Origin of the sequence: Collinsella sp. AF04-24, assembly GCF_003465685.1 — a bacterium.
Lineage (GTDB): Bacteria > Actinomycetota > Coriobacteriia > Coriobacteriales > Coriobacteriaceae > Collinsella > Collinsella aerofaciens_AP.
Genome location: NZ_QSBK01000001.1, coordinates 137,303 through 154,230, shown reverse-complemented (window position 1 = coordinate 154,230; position 16,928 = coordinate 137,303). Strand labels below are relative to the sequence as shown.

The window sequence follows — 16,928 nt, the reverse complement described above, 5'->3', positions numbered from 1 at the left end:
AGATCACCTGCCTCTTTCATCCGGACTCTAACCGTTGGTACTGGGATCTCACCAGTTCAGCCGGTATGCGAACCAACGCACACACGGGTCGCGGACTCATCGGCACGAACGCAGGCACCTCGCCTACGCCACGGCACCCCTTTGGCACCGCCCGATTTACCGCCAGTGGGGAATTTCACCCCGCCCTGAAACAGCAATTGCAAGTGTAGCACGAGCAATCGTTCGCGCAAGTATGCCAAGGGTAATTTGTGGTGGGGAAACGCTCCAGAAATGCGGTAGGGACAAGTTAGCGCAACAACCACGTCCTCCATCCGCCCCAAAGTAGCGCGCCTTTCGCGGCAGAGCCGCGAAACAGCGACCGGGACACGCATCCCCCACAACCACGTCCTCCTCCGCCCGCCGACCTCAAGGCCGTAAACGCAGGGAATCCGGGGGCGTGACGGGGGCTTCCCTCCGGAACATTCCGCAGGACGCAAAGAGGCTCCGCAGCGCGAAGCGCGATGCGGAGCCTCTTTGCATGTCCGAGGACGTTCCGGAGGGAAGCCCCCGTCACGCCCCCGGATTCCCGGTGGGAGTTCTAGACCTTGTCGGCCTTAGTACATACCGCCGCCCTGCTGACCAGCGGTGGCAGCAGCGATAGCGTCCTCAAGCTGAGTGTTCTTGGGCACATCGGAGACGGTAGCCTCGGTGATGAGGATCAGGCTGGCGACAGAAGCAGCGTTCTGCAGGGTGACGCGGCTGACCTTGACGGGGTCGAGGACGCCCATCTCGATCATGTCGCCCCACTCGCCGTTGGCAGAGTTGAGACCCTGGCCGGCGGGCAGCTCGGCAACCTTGTCGACCACGACAGCGCCCTCAAAGCCAGCGTTCTTGGCGATGGTGGCGACCGGAGCGGTCAGAGCCTTCTTGACGATATCGACGCCAATCTTCTCCTCGGGGTCGTCGATCTCGACAGCATCGAGCGCAGGAGCAGCGTCCATGAAGGCGACGCCACCGCCGGCGACAATGCCCTCCTCGACAGCAGCGCGAGTTGCCTGCAGGGCGTCCTCGACGCGGTGCTTGATCTCCTTGAGCTCGGACTCGGTAGCAGCGCCGACCTTGATGACGGCAACGCCACCGGAGAGCTTGGCCAGGCGCTCCTGGAGCTTCTCACGGTCGAAGTCAGAGGTGGTGTTCTCCATCTCACCCTTGATCTGAGCGATACGAGCGTCGATGGCCTCCTTGGAGCCAGCGCCACCGACGACGACGGTGTTGTCCTTGGAGATGGTGACGGACTTAGCGGTACCGAGCATATCGGCAGTGATGTCAGCAACCTTCACGCCCAGCTCGTCCAGGGCAGCCTGGCCACCGGTGAGGACGGCGATGTCCTCGAGGATGCGCTTGCGGCGATCGCCGTAGCCCGGAGCCTTGACGGCGCAGACGTTGAGGGCGCCACGGATCTTGTTGAGGACCAGGGTCGGCAGAGCTTCGCCGTCGATGTCCTCAGCGATGATGAGCAGGCCGCGGCCAGCGCGCTGGACAGCCTCGAGAACGGGCATAATGTCCTGAACGCTGGAGATCTTCTGGTCGGTGATGAGGATGTACGGATCCTTCATCACGGCCTCCATGCGGTCGTTGTCCGTGACGAAGTAAGCGGAGACATAGCCCTTGTCGAACTGCATGCCCTCGACGGTGTCGATGGTGATGTCGAACGTCTGGGAATCCTCGACGGTGATGACGCCGTCCTTGCCCACGACCTCCATGGCCTCGGCGATCTTCTCGCCGACCTCGGGGTCACCGGCAGAGATGGTACCGACGGAAGCGATCTGCTCCTTGGTCTCGACCGGCTTGGCCTGCTTCTTCATCTCGGCGACGGCGGCGTTTACAGCCTTGTCGATGCCGCGACGGATGGCCAGCGGGTTGGCGCCAGCGGCGACGTTGCGCAGACCGTCGTTGACGATGGCCTGAGCGAGCAGGGTTGCGGTGGTGGTGCCGTCGCCCACGGTGTCGTTGGTCTTGGTGGCGACCTCCTTCACCAGCTGAGCGCCCATGTTCTCGATGTTGTCCTCGAGCTCGATCTCCTTAGCGACGGAAACGCCGTCGTTGGTGATGGTCGGGGCGCCGAACGTGCGCTGCAGCGCAACGTAACGGCCCTTGGGGCCCATGGTGACGGTAACGGCGTCGGCCAGAGTGTTGACACCCTTGGCGAGCTTAGCGCGGGCATCGGTGTTGAACGTAATGTTCTTTGCCATGGTAGGTAATCCTCCAAAAGAAATGTGACTCGCGTCGCCGCTTCCGAGTCCTATGCGGCGGGCGCGTTCAAAGACGAATCAGAGATTCTGACGAGACTAGGCCTCGACGACGGCATAGATGTCGTCGGCGCGCATCAGCAGATACTTCTCACCGTCGACCTTGACCTCGTTGCCACCGAACTTACCGTAGATGACAACGTCACCGACCTTGACGTCCATGGGGATGCGCTCACCCTTGTCGTTGACCTTGCCGGCGCCAACGGCAACGATGGTGCCGCGCTGCGGCTTCTCCTGAGCGTTGCTGGCGATATACAGACCAGAAGCGGTCTTCTGCTCGGCCTCGTCGGGCTTGACCAGAACACGATCTGCAAGCGGCTTCAAAGACGACATGCTTGTCTCCTCCTTTTTGGGCCGCGCGGTTATACCACGCGAATTAACCCTTTTTGTTTGCGTACGCGTTGAATGGTACCCACGAATGGCGGGTTATACAACACGGAGTCAAAAAATCTTATTTTTTGGCACTTAGATTTTCTGAATGCCGGGGGATAACCTAACGGTGGCTCCCGGGGCGGACCGGAGGGCATGTAGTTTGCTGCTCTACAGTCCTGCGCAAGACGGAAAGCACATTAAGTGCTTTCCTTTGCGTGCGGAACTCGCGACAAACTTCATGCCCTCCGGTCCGCCCAGGGAGCCAGGTTAACTAATTCGGGCCCGGCATTCAGAAAAGTCAGTGCAGCAAAATGGCGATGCAGATGGTGCGAACAAGAAAGGGGCACGTTGCAGAAACGCGCCCCTTATGGGTGGGGTATGGGGCTAGCGCTCGTAGATCAGGTTGCCGGCTAGGTAGGTGGCTTGGACTTTGGTGGCTTGGAGTTCTTGGGGGTCGATGGTGAGCAGGTTTTGGTCCAGGACTACCAGGTCGGCGTATTTGCCGGGTTCTAGGCTGCCGAGGTTTTGCTCGTCGCCCGCTGCATAGGCGCTGCCCAGGGTGTAGTTGCGCAGGGCTGTTGCTGCATCGATGCGCTCGCTCGGCAGCCAGCCGCCCTCGGGCCAGTGGCTTTTGGGGTCTTGGCGCGTGATAGCCGTGTAGAGCACGTTCATGCTGGTAACGGGCGTGATAGGGCTGTCAGTACCGAAGGCTTGGCGAATGCCGCGCTGCTTATAGGTTGCAAACGGCCACATGATGCGGCTGCGCTCCATGCCCAAATCGCGCTCGGGGCCGCCCGGGTCGAGCGTAATGTGACAGGGCTGACTCGAGGCAATCACGTTGAGCTTGCGCAGGCGGTCGATGTCCTCGGGCAGGAGGTTCTCCAGATGCTCGAGTGTGTTATGGCCGTGCTGGGGCAGGCCGTACAGGTCGGCGGCCTCCTCGAAGATATCCAGCGCGGCATGAATCGCACCGTCGCCGATAACGTGGATACGCACAGTGTGGCCGCGCTCCGCAGCCGCCAGAACCAGCTTACGCATGCGCTCGGCAGGAACTGTCAGACGGCCCTGGTCGCCCGGGAAGCGCGGATTGGTATAGGGCTCGGTGAGATATGCCGTGTGTTCGCTCGACACGCCGTCGAAGAACTGCTTAAAGCCTGGCGCCGAGAGCAGCGCGTTGTTCGCGTAGCGGGTCTGCAGCTCTTCCAAGCGCAACTGGTCATCCAGCAGCGTGGGGAACAGATGGGCTCGGATGCCCAACTTGCCGGCTGCCTGCAGTTTGTCGTAGACATCGTCGCGGATAAAATCGCAGCCCGGCATGGGCATGAGCGACATGTCGCAGATCGAGGTGATGCCCTGCTCGGCCATACGCCTCATTTGATCGGCGTAAGCGCTTGCAATGCGATCCTCCCCCAGCCACTCAAGGCAGCGCGGAAGCAGCTGCATAGCGGCCGCCTCGTGAGCGATACCCGTGAGCTCGCCGTTTGCATCCTTGTCGTAGCTACCACCCGCCGGAGGCTCGCTGTCGCGTGTCACGCCGAGGGCTTCGAGTGCGCGGCTGTTGAGCCACAGCGTGTGCCCGTCGCCCGAATACATAACGCAGGGGCGATCGGGGAATGCCGCATCGAGCGACGCCTTGGTAGGATGCGCGGGCGGGTCCCAACGGTAGTCGCGCCAGCCCTGCGTCACAACCCAAGCGTCATCGGGCAGGTCCTGGGAAAACTCGAGCGCGTGCTGCACCAGCGCCGCCTCGGACGTGCCCATATCCATGAGCATGTACGGCGAGGAACCGACCGAGGTATGGAAGAAGTGCAGATGAGCGTCATGGAAACCGGGGCAGACAAACTGCTCGCCGTAGTCGATAACCGGCGTGGCGGCGGGAGCGGCGGCGATCACGTCATCGGGCTTGCCGACTGCGACGATACGGTCGCCTGCGATGGCAATCGCCAGCTCGCGGGCAGTATCGATGCCGTCTTGCGCGGTAAAGACGTTCTTGGAGCGGATAATCCGATCGATATGTTGCATGGGCATCCCCATCTCTGGCAGGAAATTCAACACCCCCGAGTGTACTCCCCCGCCCTTGCAACAAAACCCCAAGCGGCAAACGGCAACTTTACCAGCCCTAGCGGCAGGTGGCATACTGGAGAGAGCCTGTACGATTTTGCGATCAACCCAGCAAGGAGCAAATCGACCATGACGAAGACCAAGGCACAGCAGATTATGGCGGCGACCGAGGCTCGTGCGGCTGACGACGTCACCGCAGCCATCAAAGATATCGCTACCGAGTTTGAACCCTATATCATCAAGCAGCGCCGCCACTTCCATAAGCACCCGGAGCTGAGCCTTGCCGAGGAGCGCACGACTTCTGACATCGCCAACCAGCTCGACGCCATGAATATCCCCTACGAGCGTCCCCTTAAGACGGGCCTTGTGGCAACCCTTCGCGGCACCGCGCCCGACGCCTATCGCGAGGACGGCACGCCACGCCGCCGCATCCTGCTGCGCGCCGACATCGACGCCCTGCCCGTCACCGAGCAGACCGGCGAAGAGTTCGCCAGCGTCAACGAGGGCTGCATGCACGCCTGCGGCCACGACTGCCATATCGCCATGATGCTCGGCACGCTGCAAATCCTGCGCCATATGACCGACGACATCCACGGCGAAATCCGCATCGTCTTCCAGCCCAGCGAGGAAAACGGCCAGGGCGCCAAGCTCATGATCGGCACGGGTGTGCTCGACGGCGTCGATGGCGCCTACGCCGCGCACATCTGGAGTGAGGTCGACGCCGGCACTGTGAGCTGCGAGCCCGGACCGCGCATGGCCAATACCGACTGGTTCCGCATCGACGTCCGCGGCACCTCGTGCCACGGCGCCATGCCCCAGCGCGGCCACGACGCCGTCATGGTGGCCGCCGAGATCGTCAATGCCCTGCAGACCATCGTTTCGCGCGAGATCAGTCCCTACGAGCCGGCCGTCATTACCGTCGGCGAGCTGCACGGCGGAACCGCGCGCAACGTTATCGCCGGCACGGCCTACCTCGCCGGCACGGTGCGCACCTACGGAGATTCGACCCACGAGGAAATGCCGGAGCTTATGCGTCGCATCGTGGAGCATACCGCGGCCGCCTTGGGCGCCGAGGCAGAGCTCACCGACTACACCATCGCCAATTACAAGGTCGAAAACGATGCCGCCTCGAGCGAGCGCTGCCGCCAGGCAGTAATCAAATGCCTGGGCCCCACCGGCCAAGGCCATTATCGCGGCACACTCTCGGGTGAGGATTTTTCGGAGTACCTGCGCCGCGTACCGGGCGTGCTCGCCTTTGTTGGCACGCGCAACCCCCAGATTGGCGCCACGTACGCCCAACATTCTTGCTTCTACAAGATTGACGAGTCGGTACTGGCCAAGGGCTCCATGGTGGCCGCCCAATATGCCATCGACTTTTTGGCCGAGCCCACACAAGAAGAGCTCGACGGCCCCACGATTGCCGCGGTCGCCGAGACCAATCCCGACCTGGCAGCCAAACTGCGCTCTGCCAAGGCCACGGCCGCCGAGGCCCGCGACGCCATGCACGATGCCCGCACCGCCCGACACGCCGCAATCAAGGGCATCCACGATGCACGTGCCGCCGCTCGCCGCGAGGAGAAGCACGACGAGTAGTCGATCCACGACCATCTCGCAGTCATAGCCGCATCGCGATATCAAAGCGGGGGCGGACGCTTCGGCACGTCCGTCCCCGCTTATTTGTCAAGCGCTATTTCTACCGTTTCTACCCCGTCCCCAAATGGCAGGTGGCAGGGTTACTCGTCCTGCGGGTCCTCGTCGGAGCTTGGCGCAGGCTCGGGCTCAGGCACGGGCTCAGGCGCAGGCTCGGGCTCCGGTTCCGGCATGGGCGCGGGCTCGGGCTCAGGCACGGGCTCAGGTTCAGGCTCAGGCACGGGCTCGGGCGCGGGCTCGGGCTCGGGCTCGGGCGCAGGCGCCGCAGCGGAATCGGATACGGGCGCTGCGTCGGTGCTAAAACCAGCCGGAGCAGACTTCTTCTCAAACGGCAGCACAAAGGTCAGGACGTCATCCTTATCCTCATCAGCCCATTCAGCTGCATAACGCGCTACCCAATAGCCAACGGCACGATGCTTGAGCATCTTGCCAAAGACCGTAAGGAATACCGTGACAAACGCCGTCAGCACCAAGAACAATACGAGCGTGATGCCACCGCCGGTAACAAGCGCCTCAATAGCCGAAGGACGGTAGTAGTAGTTATACATACCGACAGAGGCAATGGCGCCGAAGACGAGCGTCAGGATCCATGTGACAACGTTGGCGACCAGACCCGTCAAAAACTCGGGAAGGAACGAAGCGCAGAACAGCTTGGTCTTGTTGTGCTTAAACGCCGCCCAGACCTTGTCGAGCGAAAACGCGCTCTCGACACGACCGGTCACCGCAAAGTGCATCACGGCAATGTCGGCGAACATCTTAAAGAAGACCCCCAAGACCGCCGTGGCAATCATAGCCAGGACAAGCAGGCCAAGCGAGCCAAACAGCGCTGCCTCGAGTGCATAGGAGCCGTAATACGAATACGAGCCCGCGGCGCCAATTACCACGCTCTCCACCAGCGAAAGCACTACACCGATAACGGGAATGGCAGCGATAACCTCGAGCACGACCGAGATAACGCTCGAAAAGACTCCGAGGCCAAACGACGTGGAACGCATGAGTGGACGATCCATACCGCCATCAACCTTGAGCGACAGATCGCGACCCCACTCAATACCAAAGCCGGAACCACACACGCTCGCAATGCAAGCTGCCAAAAAGCCGATGGCAGCTGCAATGCCGCCAATAACGGGAATAAACAGCACGAGTACCGACACAACACAAATCAGCGCCGGTAAAAAGGCAATCTGGCACACGCGCTGCAGCACGCCCGGAGTCTTGGTCATATCCTCAAACGCCTGAGCCACACAGCCCTTGGACGCATTCGCCACGGGCGGTTGCGGAACAAACTGCTGGGGCTGACCCTGAGGGGCAGAGGCTGCGGCACCGGCATTGGGGGCACCACACGCACCACAGAACTTATCGTTGTCGCCCATGGGGGCACCACACTGCGAACAGAACATCGAGATCATCCCTTCGTATCTTGAGCGAATCATCTGGATCGCAAACGATGTCTTTAGCATCATTATCACCCAATGTGGGGACAAATACTCCAACATGACGCATTTGCAATGCGCAGGGCGCTATTCGATTGTTTGATGAGCTCGACCGCGTTAGTTCGTTCCGCGGAAACCCTTGCCGACGATCTCGGAGCTGTCGACAATCGTGATAAAGGCACCCGGATCGACTTCGCGCGCATAGCGGCGCAGCTGCACGGCCTCGCGACGGCTTAGCACGCTCATGATCACCGTCACGCACTTGCCCGAGAAAGCACCGTAGCCGCGGCTGATAGTCGCCGTACGGTTGAGATGCTTGACGATAAACTCCTCGACCTTAAGGGGCTCGGAACAAATGACCGTGCAGACTTTGCGCAGGTGAATGCTCTCGATGGCCTTGTCGACCACAAGCGTCTTGGCAAACAGGCCGAGCACGCAGTACAGACCGACGCGCGGACCGTACAAGAAGGCCGCGATGGTCACGATGCCGATATCGACCAACAGCAGCGCGCGGCCGATCTCAAGCGTGGTGCGGCGTTTGAGAATCATGGCGAGGATGTCCGTGCCGCCCGTCGAGGCACCAATATCAAAGACGATGGCGCTGCCGAGCGCCGGCAGAATCACGGCAAAGCACAGGTCGAGCCACATATCGCCCGTCATCGAGACATCGGTCGGAATAAAGAGCTCAAACAGCGAAACATAGGCGGACAGCGCAAACGAGGCAAAGACACTCCACAGGATTGCCTTGCGCTCCAAAAAGATAAAGCCCAGAACGACCAGGACCGCATTGATAATCCACATAAAGACGCCGACGGGCAGGGTCGGGAACAGCGTGGACAGAATGACCGACACGCCCGAGGTGCCGCCAAAAGCAAAGTGATTAGGGGTTTTAAACGCGACGATGGCAAAGGCCGTGAGGATCAGGCCCAAATTGAGCTCGGCAAAAAAGCGCGGAAAGCCCGGCTCCTGGCTGCGCTTGCGACCAGCGCGCTCGCCCCGCTCGATAACATCGCGATCGACCACGCGTTCCATCGGCACTACGGGAGGACGATGCACCTCCTCGGCAGCACGCGACGCCGCCTCTGCCGCAGCGGCCTCAATTGCCCATGCCTTGCTTTCTGTTTCGTGCTCGTCGGCCATTACGGCAACCCCTCGTTAACAATTTGGAAACAATGCGCCCATTAGAGTAACGCGGAACGTGGGGATTGCAACCCTTAGTTAGACGAGCGGTATGACTATATCGGGAGCGTACAAAAACGGCCGGCCACGCTTTTGCTTGCGCGGTCGGCCGTTTAATGTTTTCGCAGATAAAACCTGCCAAAACAAACCTGTCCCTTTTTGGAAGGTTATTCGTGCTGGCTGGTGCGGTGCTCGTACTCCTCGGGGGTGATGACATCCTCGATGCGCAGGTTGACGCCCGCCACCTCAAGGCCAGTCATCGCGGCAAGGCGCTCGGTGACACGTGCCTTAACATCGTCGAAGATCGCGGGCGCATAGGCGCCGTACTCGATGATGACGGAGATGTTGACGACCACGCGATTATCGTCGGTGACCTCGACCGTCACGCCCTTGGTCAGATTCTCGGCACCAAACTGCTCCTGCACAAAGTGCATGAGGTTACCCTTCATGCCCAGAACGTGCGGAACCTCGCGGGTGGCCATGGCAACGATCTTCTCGATCACGCCGTTGGAATAGGTCAGCGAGTCCTCGGACTCATCCGCTTCCTCGTCGTCCTCATCCGTATCGGACTCGGCCTCGACGAGAGCCTCATCCTCGAGCGTCACATCCTCAGCTTCGGCGACGACCGCCTCGTTCTCCTCGAGCTCGGTATCGGCTACATCGACCTTCGTATTAAAAGCCATGGTTCCTCCTTATGCCCGCCGCGGATGCGACAGTCGAATACATATTAGCGGCCGCTAAACAGACGGCCGAAGAAGTTGACGATCCCGTTCTCGCCGTCGCGAATTTGGCCGATCACAGCGCCGATCAGCACGAAGAATGCAATGACGAGCGTGTCCCACAGGCCCAACGTGAGCACCAACACGGCGAGGATAAAGCCGGCGACGGCGCCGAGCGTGGTGTTGGGATGACGCACAGCATAGCTCCAGACGGCAGCGCCCGTACCCTTGATGAGACCCATAGCCTCGTCAAAATCCGCGGCTGCCGCGTCTTGTAACTCGGTTGCCTCTGCTTTGGAATCAACAGGTTCGCTCGCCGACGTGGCGCTCTGGTCAATCGTCAGGCGCGGCGTACGAGCGGTCTTATCTTGATTGGTATCACTCACCGGAAACCTCCACGGTCTGGACGGTAGTCTTGGACGGCAAAAAACGGACGCGCGCGGTCGTACCCGGCGCGCCGAGCATGGTATCGCAGGCTTCTTCGATGCGCTGCTGCATCGCGGTAGCCAGAGATGCCACGTCCTTATCGTCAAGCGCGATAGCCTCGACCTTAAAACGGACGTGCGAATCGTCGGGGCCTTGGACGCGAGCCTCGACATGCTCGACCATCACGCGGTCGTCGCGCTCGGCAGCAACCCTGGCGCACGAAGAAAGCGCCGCAAGGGTAACCTCGATATTGCTCTCCCCCGCCGGATGCACGCAGGACGGTTCGCGACGGGCGAACATCAGGCGGAAAAAGCTCAGCAGTACGCCGATCGCCACGACGCCGGCGCACGCCGTCACGACGATGCGCGGCATGGGGTCGCGCATCAGCAGCATAAAGCGATACGTATACGGCCCCCAAAACTGGCAGACAAGCGTACCCAGTGCCACGATGGTGGCGGCAAGATACACGATCGCTAGGGCTCGTTTGAGTACGCGCACGCGGCGCTCCCTTCAAATCTCGGCTCTCGAAATGCAAAACGGTTCGCATCATTATAAAAGAGCCGGGTCCGGTGCTCTACGCACGCGGATCCGGCTCATCTATTCCACGAGGCTTGCATGCTCGCTTCATTATGCCCAGATATGCACGGCTTAACCCGTGCAGGCGCTACTCCTCCTCGAGGGCAGCGATGACCTCGTCGGTCATGTCCATGGTGCTGTAGACGTCCTGGACGTCGTCGAGCTCCTCGAGACGGTCGATGAGGCGCTGAACCTTCTTGGCGTCGGTACCGGAGACCTCGGTCGGAGTGGTCGGAACCATGGTGGTCTCGGAACCCTTGACCTGGACGCCCTGCTCCTCGAGTGCCTTGGAGACAGCCATGACGTCGTTAGCAGCGGTCCAGACGATCCACTCCTCGCCGGCGTCCTCGTAGTCCTCGCCACCAGCCTCGGCGATGGCCATCATGAACTCATCCTCGTCACCGGCAGCACCGTTGGCGATCATGGTCTCCTTCTTGGCGTTCTCGTCCAGGATCTCCTTGGCGACGACGATCTGGCCCTTGCGCTCAAACTGGAAGGCGACAGAGCCGGAGGTGCCCAGGTTGCCACCAGCGTGGGAGAAGGCGGAACGGACATCAGCGGCGGTACGGTTGCGGTTGTCGGTCAGGCAGTCAACATAGACGGCGACACCGGCGGGACCATAGCCCTCGTACACGATGTTCTCGTAGACGGCGGCATCGGCACCCGAACCAAAGGCCTTGTCGATAGCGGACTTGATCTTGTCCTTGGGCATGGACTGAGCCTTGGCCTTAGCAACGGCAGCGGCGAGGCTGGCGTTGTTCTCGGGCAGCGGGTCACCGCCGAGACGGGCAGCAACGGTGATGTTGCGGCTCAGCTTGGAGAAGAGGGCGGAACGCTTGGCGTCCTGCGCGCCCTTACGATGCTTGGTTGTGGCCCACTTAGAGTGTCCGGACATACGTGTCTCCTATCGGTTTTGACCTAAAGCCCAGCGCAGATGCTCGGGCAATATAAACAAACGTCGTTATGATATACCTACTGGCCTGCGAGATAAACCCCAAAATGAAGGCGTCGTGATGATGCCATCCTTTGGTGCAAAGCAACCTGTCCCCTTTGCACCAAATTAGGACCAGAGAAGGTCGCTGCGAGTGATGGTGGCGCCGATGGCAAAGGGCATGCAGGCGATAACCGGATACAGGTAGCGCATATAGGTCGAACCGTTGCAGGGACCGATCAGACACACGGCGAGCACGCCCAGCAGCGGCACCCAAATGGCCAGCCCGCGCCACGAATGGCGGCGCAACAGGTAGACCACCACGGCGATCATAATCCACACATAGGTGGCCGAGCTCATGGTGAGCGAGATAAACGGAATGCGCTGCACCGCCACGCGATACAGGTTGATCAGGTGGTCGCACCAGCGCACAACCTTGCTATCGACCGGATGGAAGTCAAAGTACTTGAGGTTATCGGGCTTCGCCATAATCTCGGCACTGCGCGCCGTGCTGTAGACCCACGCATCGCGGGCACTCGGATAAAAGTAGCCGTAGTAGTTATTGATGAGCGCCGAGATGTAGCACTCGGGATCCTTTTTGAACATCTGCGCCCAGACCTCAAAATAGGCCTTGATGTCCTCCTGCGAGGCGTACTCGTTAAAGCAATTTTTGACGGCGTCCGACTTATCCGGGTTGTAGCGGCGGCCCAGATTGTCGTACTTGAGCACACGGTCGATCACGGCACGCTCATCGTCGGTCACCAAGCCGTCGCAAGGAGCCTCCACGATAGTACCGTCCTCCTTAACCGTAGGGTTGACACCCGAGTTGAGGCCGTCGTGCTTTTGGACAAAACGAGCCGTCTGCTGGAACGGAATCGAGAGGATTTCGCGCTTGGAACCAGGCGTAATGTCGTGCGCCGGCATAAAGACCTTGGTGAAGTACATATTAGAGGCAAGGCAGAGTCCAAGCACCGCAAGAACTCCCACCCAGCGGAAACGCGAGATGGCGCCCGAAGGCGCAGCACCGGCCTGCTTGACTGCACGACGAGCCACATGCGCGTCCCATGCGCAAAACGCCGCCGCGATTACGCATGCCGCCAGGGGAAACACCAGGCCGCCGTTGCGCAGAAACGTGGAACCCATGGCACCCAGAGCGAGCAGCAGCCAGTCATGGCGCGCAAAGAGCACGGGCCTCTGTTCGCCCGCACGCTCGGCATTGGCATCGCGACGGGGCAGGCCGCAGGCCACGAGCTTCACGGTCTGCACCAACAGCACCAAAAACGCGTCGGCAAACAGCACATCTTTGGTAAGCAGGGCCGCGTAGTTGGAGAACATGGGCATAAACACAAAGAACAGCAAGATCACGCCGCGGATCGGCAAGCTCACGCCCAGCTTGCGCAGCGACGAGATGGAATAGGCCATGCAGGCGGCCGTAATGACGAACTGAGCGCAGGTGTAGATGGCAAGACCTGCGTTGGCACTGTTGAACAGTGAAAGCCCCAGCTGGACGCACGAACCGATGATAGCCGTGTGCACCACGGGGTGATGTCCGTTGAGCAACACATTGGGATTGAGCAGACGCAGGTAGTCACTCGTGCCGTTGGGGTAGTTGAACCACTGGCGAATCTGCGCACCCGTATCTCCCATAAAAAGGCCGGGCAGCGAAGCGATGAGCGTGGGCGCCCAGGCGACCATAAGCACCAGGAAGGGCCCGGCAAAGGGATGGACCGAGAGCGCGGCGTGAGCCATACGCCATACGCGGCCAAAGTGCGCTTCGGAAAACGGAATGCGCCGAGAGCTCAGCCAATCTAGACACTCAAAAGCCAGGTAGAAGGCAACGACCGCCAAGAGCATCCAGCCCGCACCGCCTATCCAGGCGCAGATGATGCGAGCCTTGTCGCCGAGTACGATCTCGGCAGAATCGGTGAGGTCGTAGCTGCGGCCAAACACCATGCAGACGGCAAAGAACAGCGACGGAAGGATCACCGAAGGACGCCAAGCATCGCCGCGGCCAAAGAATACGTAGCGAAACGGCAGAGTGAGCAGGCAGGCAAGCGCAAGCAGCATGACCGCGTCGGTATGGCCGGCAAACGAGAGGAGCACCTCGTAGCACACGTACAGCATGCCCGAGGCTTTGGGGTCAATCGCCAAGACTGCGTTGCTCGAGACCGGCGCGGGATCGATGGAAAACGCCGTGGTCGCCAACAGCGCGAGCAGAAATGCGATGAGCGTCTGCTTGGCGGGGTAGCGCTTAAACCAGACGATGCGGGCAGCGTCGCGCGCAGCCGTTGTGGAGAGGTCGGAATCCTTCACAGTCCAAAGAGCCTTTCTAGAAACCCGCCAAAAAGGGACAGGTTTATTTTGGCAGGTTTTATCTGGGAAAACGTTACGGTCCTGTCATCGTTGCCTAGCAAACCACCACAAAGGTGCCTGTCCCCTTTGTGGTGGTTAGACGTCGAGGTAGATGCGCTGGGGGCGATTGCGGTGTAGGGCGAAGATGATGAGCACCAGGCCGGCAATCACGAGCGGCAAACTCAGCAGCTGGCCCATGGTGATAACGCCTCCCAGCAGATAGCCCAGCTGGGCATCGGGCACGCGCACGAACTCAACGAGAAAGCGGACGATGCCGTACCCCATCACGAACACGCCCATAAACGTGCCCTGGGGCAGCAGCGGCTTTTTGCGACTGAGCACCTGTAGGATGCAAAAGAGCACGATGCCCTCTAGAAACGCCTCATAGAGCTGGGAGGGATGGCGCGGCATATCGCCCGCAGTGCCGCCAAAGACCACACCCCAAGGCAGATCGGTCGGCTTACCCCACAGCTCGCCGTTGACGAAATTGGCACAACGGCCCAGGCACAGGGCCAGCGGGGCGCCGATCACGGCAAGGTCGGCGACGGTCCAGGCGTCGAGCTTATACATGCGACACACGATGATGCCGCCCAAGATGCCGCCCACCAGGCCGCCGTGGAAGCTCATGCCGCCCTCGTTGGTGGCAAAGATCTCGAGCGGGTGGGTCCAATAGTAGCCATCGCCGTAAAAGACGACGTAAAACAGGCGCGCGCCGATGATGAGGCCAAAGACCGCGCCGACCACGACACTCGTCAGGTCGTCAATCGTGATGTTAAAGCCCCAGCGACGCTGCGTGCGGTACATGACGACCGCCGTGAGCAGGGCGCCGACCACATAGGCCAGACCATACCAGTAAATCGTGATGGGCCCCGCCGAAATCGCGACGGGATCAAGCATATGGTAGAAGTCGTTGAGCATGTCGACCCTCCTACTCCCTACATACCAAATGCGGCCGCGGGCCTTGCGCTCGCAGCCGCATATTTGGGCGTAACGTCTATGCGGAGTATGCCGTCCGCAGCTTTCGCAGCTTAGAACGGCGCGTACTCGTCGTACAGGTCCTCGGCCTCGCCGGAGGCATTGACCTGCTCGACACGGGTAACGCCGGGCACATGCTCCTTGAGGATACGCTCAATACCCATGGACAGGGTCAGCGAGCTCATGGGGCAGCCGGCGCAAGCGCCCTGCAGCTCCAGTTTGACGACGCCCTCGTCGTCAACGCCCACATACTCCATATCGCCGCCGTCGGCCTGCAGGTTGGGGCGAATCTCTTCAAGAACCTTCTTAAGCAGCTCTTCGTTAACAGCCACAGGGGCTCCTTTCTCACAATTACGCGGGCGCGCCCGCGGACAGAAGCTATGTTACTACAGCCGTGTACCCGCTCACGAGCCGTCCATGCGCGCAGACGCGACTTTCACGAGTAGTCAATTTGGGACGGGGCTCTTTTGGCTGCCTTTTGTTGCCAGCTGGCGTTGCCACGCGCTACTGCTGAGCCTGCCCCTCGGTGCCGATGTGAACATCGACGATAACCTGGCGGTAGCTAATGCCGCAGGAGTCGAGGATGCGGCGGCTGATGCGTCCGTCATCGGTGTCGGCGTACTTGTTGTCCAGGTAGACAACCTCGCCCACGCCCACCTGCGCCAAAATCTTGGCGCAGTCGTGGCACGGGAACAGCGTGACGTAGACCGTGGAACCCTCGAGGTCCTTGAGCGAGCCACGGTAGTTGAGCACGGCGTTGGCCTCGGCATGGACCACGTAGTTGTGCTTGTCCTGCAGCGGGTCGTCGCTCGTACCCCACGGGAAAAAGTCGTCGTTGAGCGCCGAGGGCGTACCGTTGTAGCCCACCGAAAGGATACGGTGGTTGGTGCTGGCGATGCACGCACCCACCTGCGTGTTGGGGTCCTTGCTGCGGCGCTGTGCGGCGATGGCCACGCTCATAAAGAACTCGTCCCAGCTAATAACGTCGCGGCGCTTGCCCGACGCGGTTTGATGAAGATCGTCCGACATGGCAGACACCTCCGCAATCGCAATAGTTTGGCCCATTGTAGCAGGTGAAAGGTGGGGGCGCTTATCCCACAGCCCCTCGCCCTACGCGCGGCGGGGCTTTTGGCTGATGCGGTAGAGCTCGGCGAGACCCCGCAACGTCAGCGCGTCGTCTACCGTCAGGCTATGGCCGACCAGCGCCGCAAGTGCCTCGGCATCGTCGCCGGTAATGACGATGGGCACATCGCCCTCCCCCGCGGCCTTGGTCGCGCGCATCTCGGCAAGCACCATGTCGAGCATTCCGTCGATGCGGGCTACCTCGCCCAAAACCACACCCGAGCGCATGGCCTCGCGCGTGTTGCGTCCGATGACGTGCGTTGGCGCCGAGGGCTCAACCTGGGGTAGGCGCGCTGCTGCCGCCGAAAGCGAACGGGCGCCGAGGGCCAGGCCTGGCGCGATAACGCCGCCCACAAAGGTACCGTGCGCGTCGATGACCTCGATATTGGTCGTCGTGCCCAGGTCAATCACGATGCACGGCGAGCCGTAGACGGCGCGGGCCGCCACGGCATCGGCGATGCGGTCGGGACCGATCTCGGCCGGATCGTCGTAGTGCACGGGTATGCCGGTCTTAAGTCCCGGCCCCACGGTGAGCACGCGCCCCGTGCAGGTGCGGGAAAGTGCCGCCTTCCACGGGCGCTCGAGCGCCGGGACTACACAGCTCAGCACGGCCGCGGCGGGTGCAAGCACCCCGGGCACACCTGCATCGGCGGCGAGCGCGCCCATGACCTGTACAAGTCGCATGCGTGCCTCGTCGGCCGTAATGCTCGACGGCGTCGTGATCTCGCATGTCGCAAGCGGACATTCCTGCGCCGCGGCCGAATCCTCTGCAAACAGGCCAAAGCGAATGAACGTGTTGCCCACGTCGACCGTCAATATATATGCGCACCCATTAAGCATCGTC

15 protein-coding genes and 1 riboswitch are annotated in these 16,928 nt (G+C 61.1%); of the genes, 1 reads left to right on the top strand and 14 read right to left on the bottom strand.

Annotation, left to right across the window (positions count from 1 at the left end):
• Nucleotides 1-4: 4 nt before the first annotated feature.
• A riboswitch (FMN riboswitch) is annotated at nt 5-197 on the bottom strand.
• Nucleotides 198-593: 396 nt separating this feature from the next.
• The 3 genes from groL to DWV32_RS00665 all read right to left on the bottom strand — a co-directional run bounded on the left by groL (nt 594) and on the right by DWV32_RS00665 (nt 4,688).
• Nucleotides 594-2,231, bottom strand: coding sequence for a chaperonin GroEL (groL, locus tag DWV32_RS00675; RefSeq protein ID WP_006234938.1), 1,638 nt, complete (start codon nt 2,229-2,231; stop codon nt 594-596).
• 96 nt (nt 2,232-2,327) lie between these two features.
• Entirely contained in the window at nt 2,328-2,621 is a 294-nt protein-coding gene (groES, locus tag DWV32_RS00670) for a co-chaperone GroES (RefSeq protein ID WP_022094351.1), read from the bottom strand.
• 423 nt (nt 2,622-3,044) lie between these two features.
• Complete coding sequence (locus DWV32_RS00665; protein WP_233540369.1) at nt 3,045-4,688, bottom strand: amidohydrolase; 1,644 nt, start codon at nt 4,686-4,688, stop codon at nt 3,045-3,047.
• 162 nt (nt 4,689-4,850) lie between these two features.
• Here DWV32_RS00665 and DWV32_RS00660 point away from each other — a divergent pair, with 162 nt between their 5' ends.
• On the top strand, nt 4,851-6,314 hold the full coding sequence (locus DWV32_RS00660; protein ID WP_117756883.1) for a M20 family metallopeptidase: 1,464 nt from the start codon (nt 4,851-4,853) through the stop codon (nt 6,312-6,314).
• A gap of 140 nt (nt 6,315-6,454) precedes the next feature.
• Here the strand turns inward: DWV32_RS00660 and DWV32_RS00655 are convergent, their stop codons facing one another.
• The 11 genes from DWV32_RS00655 to DWV32_RS00605 form a co-directional block, all read right to left on the bottom strand.
• Nucleotides 6,455-7,771 carry a zinc-ribbon domain-containing protein gene (locus DWV32_RS00655; RefSeq protein ID WP_158551633.1) on the bottom strand — a complete coding sequence of 439 codons (1,317 nt, stop codon included), beginning with the start codon at nt 7,769-7,771 and terminating at the stop codon, nt 6,455-6,457.
• A 150-nt stretch (nt 7,772-7,921) separates the two neighbouring features.
• Complete coding sequence (locus tag DWV32_RS00650) at nt 7,922-8,944, bottom strand: YitT family protein (RefSeq protein WP_117584120.1); 1,023 nt, start codon at nt 8,942-8,944, stop codon at nt 7,922-7,924.
• 206 nt (nt 8,945-9,150) lie between these two features.
• Nucleotides 9,151-9,666 (bottom strand): Asp23/Gls24 family envelope stress response protein, encoded by a 516-nt coding sequence (locus DWV32_RS00645; RefSeq protein WP_055251999.1) that lies wholly within the window; start codon nt 9,664-9,666, stop codon nt 9,151-9,153.
• 44 nt (nt 9,667-9,710) lie between these two features.
• Nucleotides 9,711-10,088: a DUF2273 domain-containing protein gene (locus DWV32_RS10345; protein WP_233503061.1), complete on the bottom strand. Its 378-nt coding sequence runs from the start codon at nt 10,086-10,088 to the stop codon at nt 9,711-9,713.
• On the bottom strand, nt 10,081-10,626 hold the full coding sequence (locus DWV32_RS00635) for a hypothetical protein (RefSeq protein WP_147346198.1): 546 nt from the start codon (nt 10,624-10,626) through the stop codon (nt 10,081-10,083). The genes DWV32_RS10345 and DWV32_RS00635 overlap by 8 nt, the downstream gene beginning before the upstream one ends.
• Before the next feature lie 166 nt (nt 10,627-10,792).
• Nucleotides 10,793-11,599 carry a YebC/PmpR family DNA-binding transcriptional regulator gene (locus DWV32_RS00630; protein WP_055251993.1) on the bottom strand — a complete coding sequence of 269 codons (807 nt, stop codon included), beginning with the start codon at nt 11,597-11,599 and terminating at the stop codon, nt 10,793-10,795.
• 165 nt (nt 11,600-11,764) lie between these two features.
• Nucleotides 11,765-13,948: a DUF6020 family protein gene (locus DWV32_RS00625; protein ID WP_233540368.1), complete on the bottom strand. Its 2,184-nt coding sequence runs from the start codon at nt 13,946-13,948 to the stop codon at nt 11,765-11,767.
• Between the two features lie 135 nt (nt 13,949-14,083).
• Nucleotides 14,084-14,905 (bottom strand): prolipoprotein diacylglyceryl transferase, encoded by an 822-nt coding sequence (gene lgt, locus DWV32_RS00620; protein ID WP_117756881.1) that lies wholly within the window; start codon nt 14,903-14,905, stop codon nt 14,084-14,086.
• 110 nt (nt 14,906-15,015) lie between these two features.
• Complete coding sequence (locus tag DWV32_RS00615; RefSeq protein ID WP_035137589.1) at nt 15,016-15,294, bottom strand: NifU family protein; 279 nt, start codon at nt 15,292-15,294, stop codon at nt 15,016-15,018.
• A gap of 172 nt (nt 15,295-15,466) precedes the next feature.
• The gene (locus DWV32_RS00610; RefSeq protein WP_117756880.1) at nt 15,467-15,991 is read right to left on the bottom strand and encodes a dCMP deaminase family protein; all 525 of its coding nucleotides are present in this window, start codon (nt 15,989-15,991) and stop codon (nt 15,467-15,469) included.
• An 81-nt stretch (nt 15,992-16,072) separates the two neighbouring features.
• Nucleotides 16,073-16,924 carry a type III pantothenate kinase gene (locus tag DWV32_RS00605; RefSeq protein WP_117756879.1) on the bottom strand — a complete coding sequence of 284 codons (852 nt, stop codon included), beginning with the start codon at nt 16,922-16,924 and terminating at the stop codon, nt 16,073-16,075.
• Between the last annotated feature and the right edge of the window lie 4 nt (nt 16,925-16,928).

What these genes read in the sequence shown, in the direction of transcription:
- DWV32_RS00610 (WP_117756880.1), bottom strand. Translation starts at nt 15,991, where the DNA reads ATGTCGGACGATCTTCATCAAACCGCGTCGGGCAAGCGCCGCGACGTT.
- groL (WP_006234938.1), bottom strand. Translation starts at nt 2,231, where the DNA reads ATGGCAAAGAACATTACGTTCAACACCGATGCCCGCGCTAAGCTCGCC.
- DWV32_RS00645 (WP_055251999.1), bottom strand. Translation starts at nt 9,666, where the DNA reads ATGGCTTTTAATACGAAGGTCGATGTAGCCGATACCGAGCTCGAGGAG.
- lgt (WP_117756881.1), bottom strand. Translation starts at nt 14,905, where the DNA reads ATGCTCAACGACTTCTACCATATGCTTGATCCCGTCGCGATTTCGGCG.
- DWV32_RS00655 (WP_158551633.1), bottom strand. Translation starts at nt 7,771, where the DNA reads ATGTTCTGTTCGCAGTGTGGTGCCCCCATGGGCGACAACGATAAGTTC.
- DWV32_RS00660 (WP_117756883.1), top strand. Translation starts at nt 4,851, where the DNA reads ATGACGAAGACCAAGGCACAGCAGATTATGGCGGCGACCGAGGCTCGT.
- DWV32_RS00665 (WP_233540369.1), bottom strand. Translation starts at nt 4,688, where the DNA reads ATGCCCATGCAACATATCGATCGGATTATCCGCTCCAAGAACGTCTTT.
- DWV32_RS00605 (WP_117756879.1), bottom strand. Translation starts at nt 16,924, where the DNA reads ATGCTTAATGGGTGCGCATATATATTGACGGTCGACGTGGGCAACACG.
- groES (WP_022094351.1), bottom strand. Translation starts at nt 2,621, where the DNA reads ATGTCGTCTTTGAAGCCGCTTGCAGATCGTGTTCTGGTCAAGCCCGAC.
- DWV32_RS00630 (WP_055251993.1), bottom strand. Translation starts at nt 11,599, where the DNA reads ATGTCCGGACACTCTAAGTGGGCCACAACCAAGCATCGTAAGGGCGCG.
- DWV32_RS00650 (WP_117584120.1), bottom strand. Translation starts at nt 8,944, where the DNA reads ATGGCCGACGAGCACGAAACAGAAAGCAAGGCATGGGCAATTGAGGCC.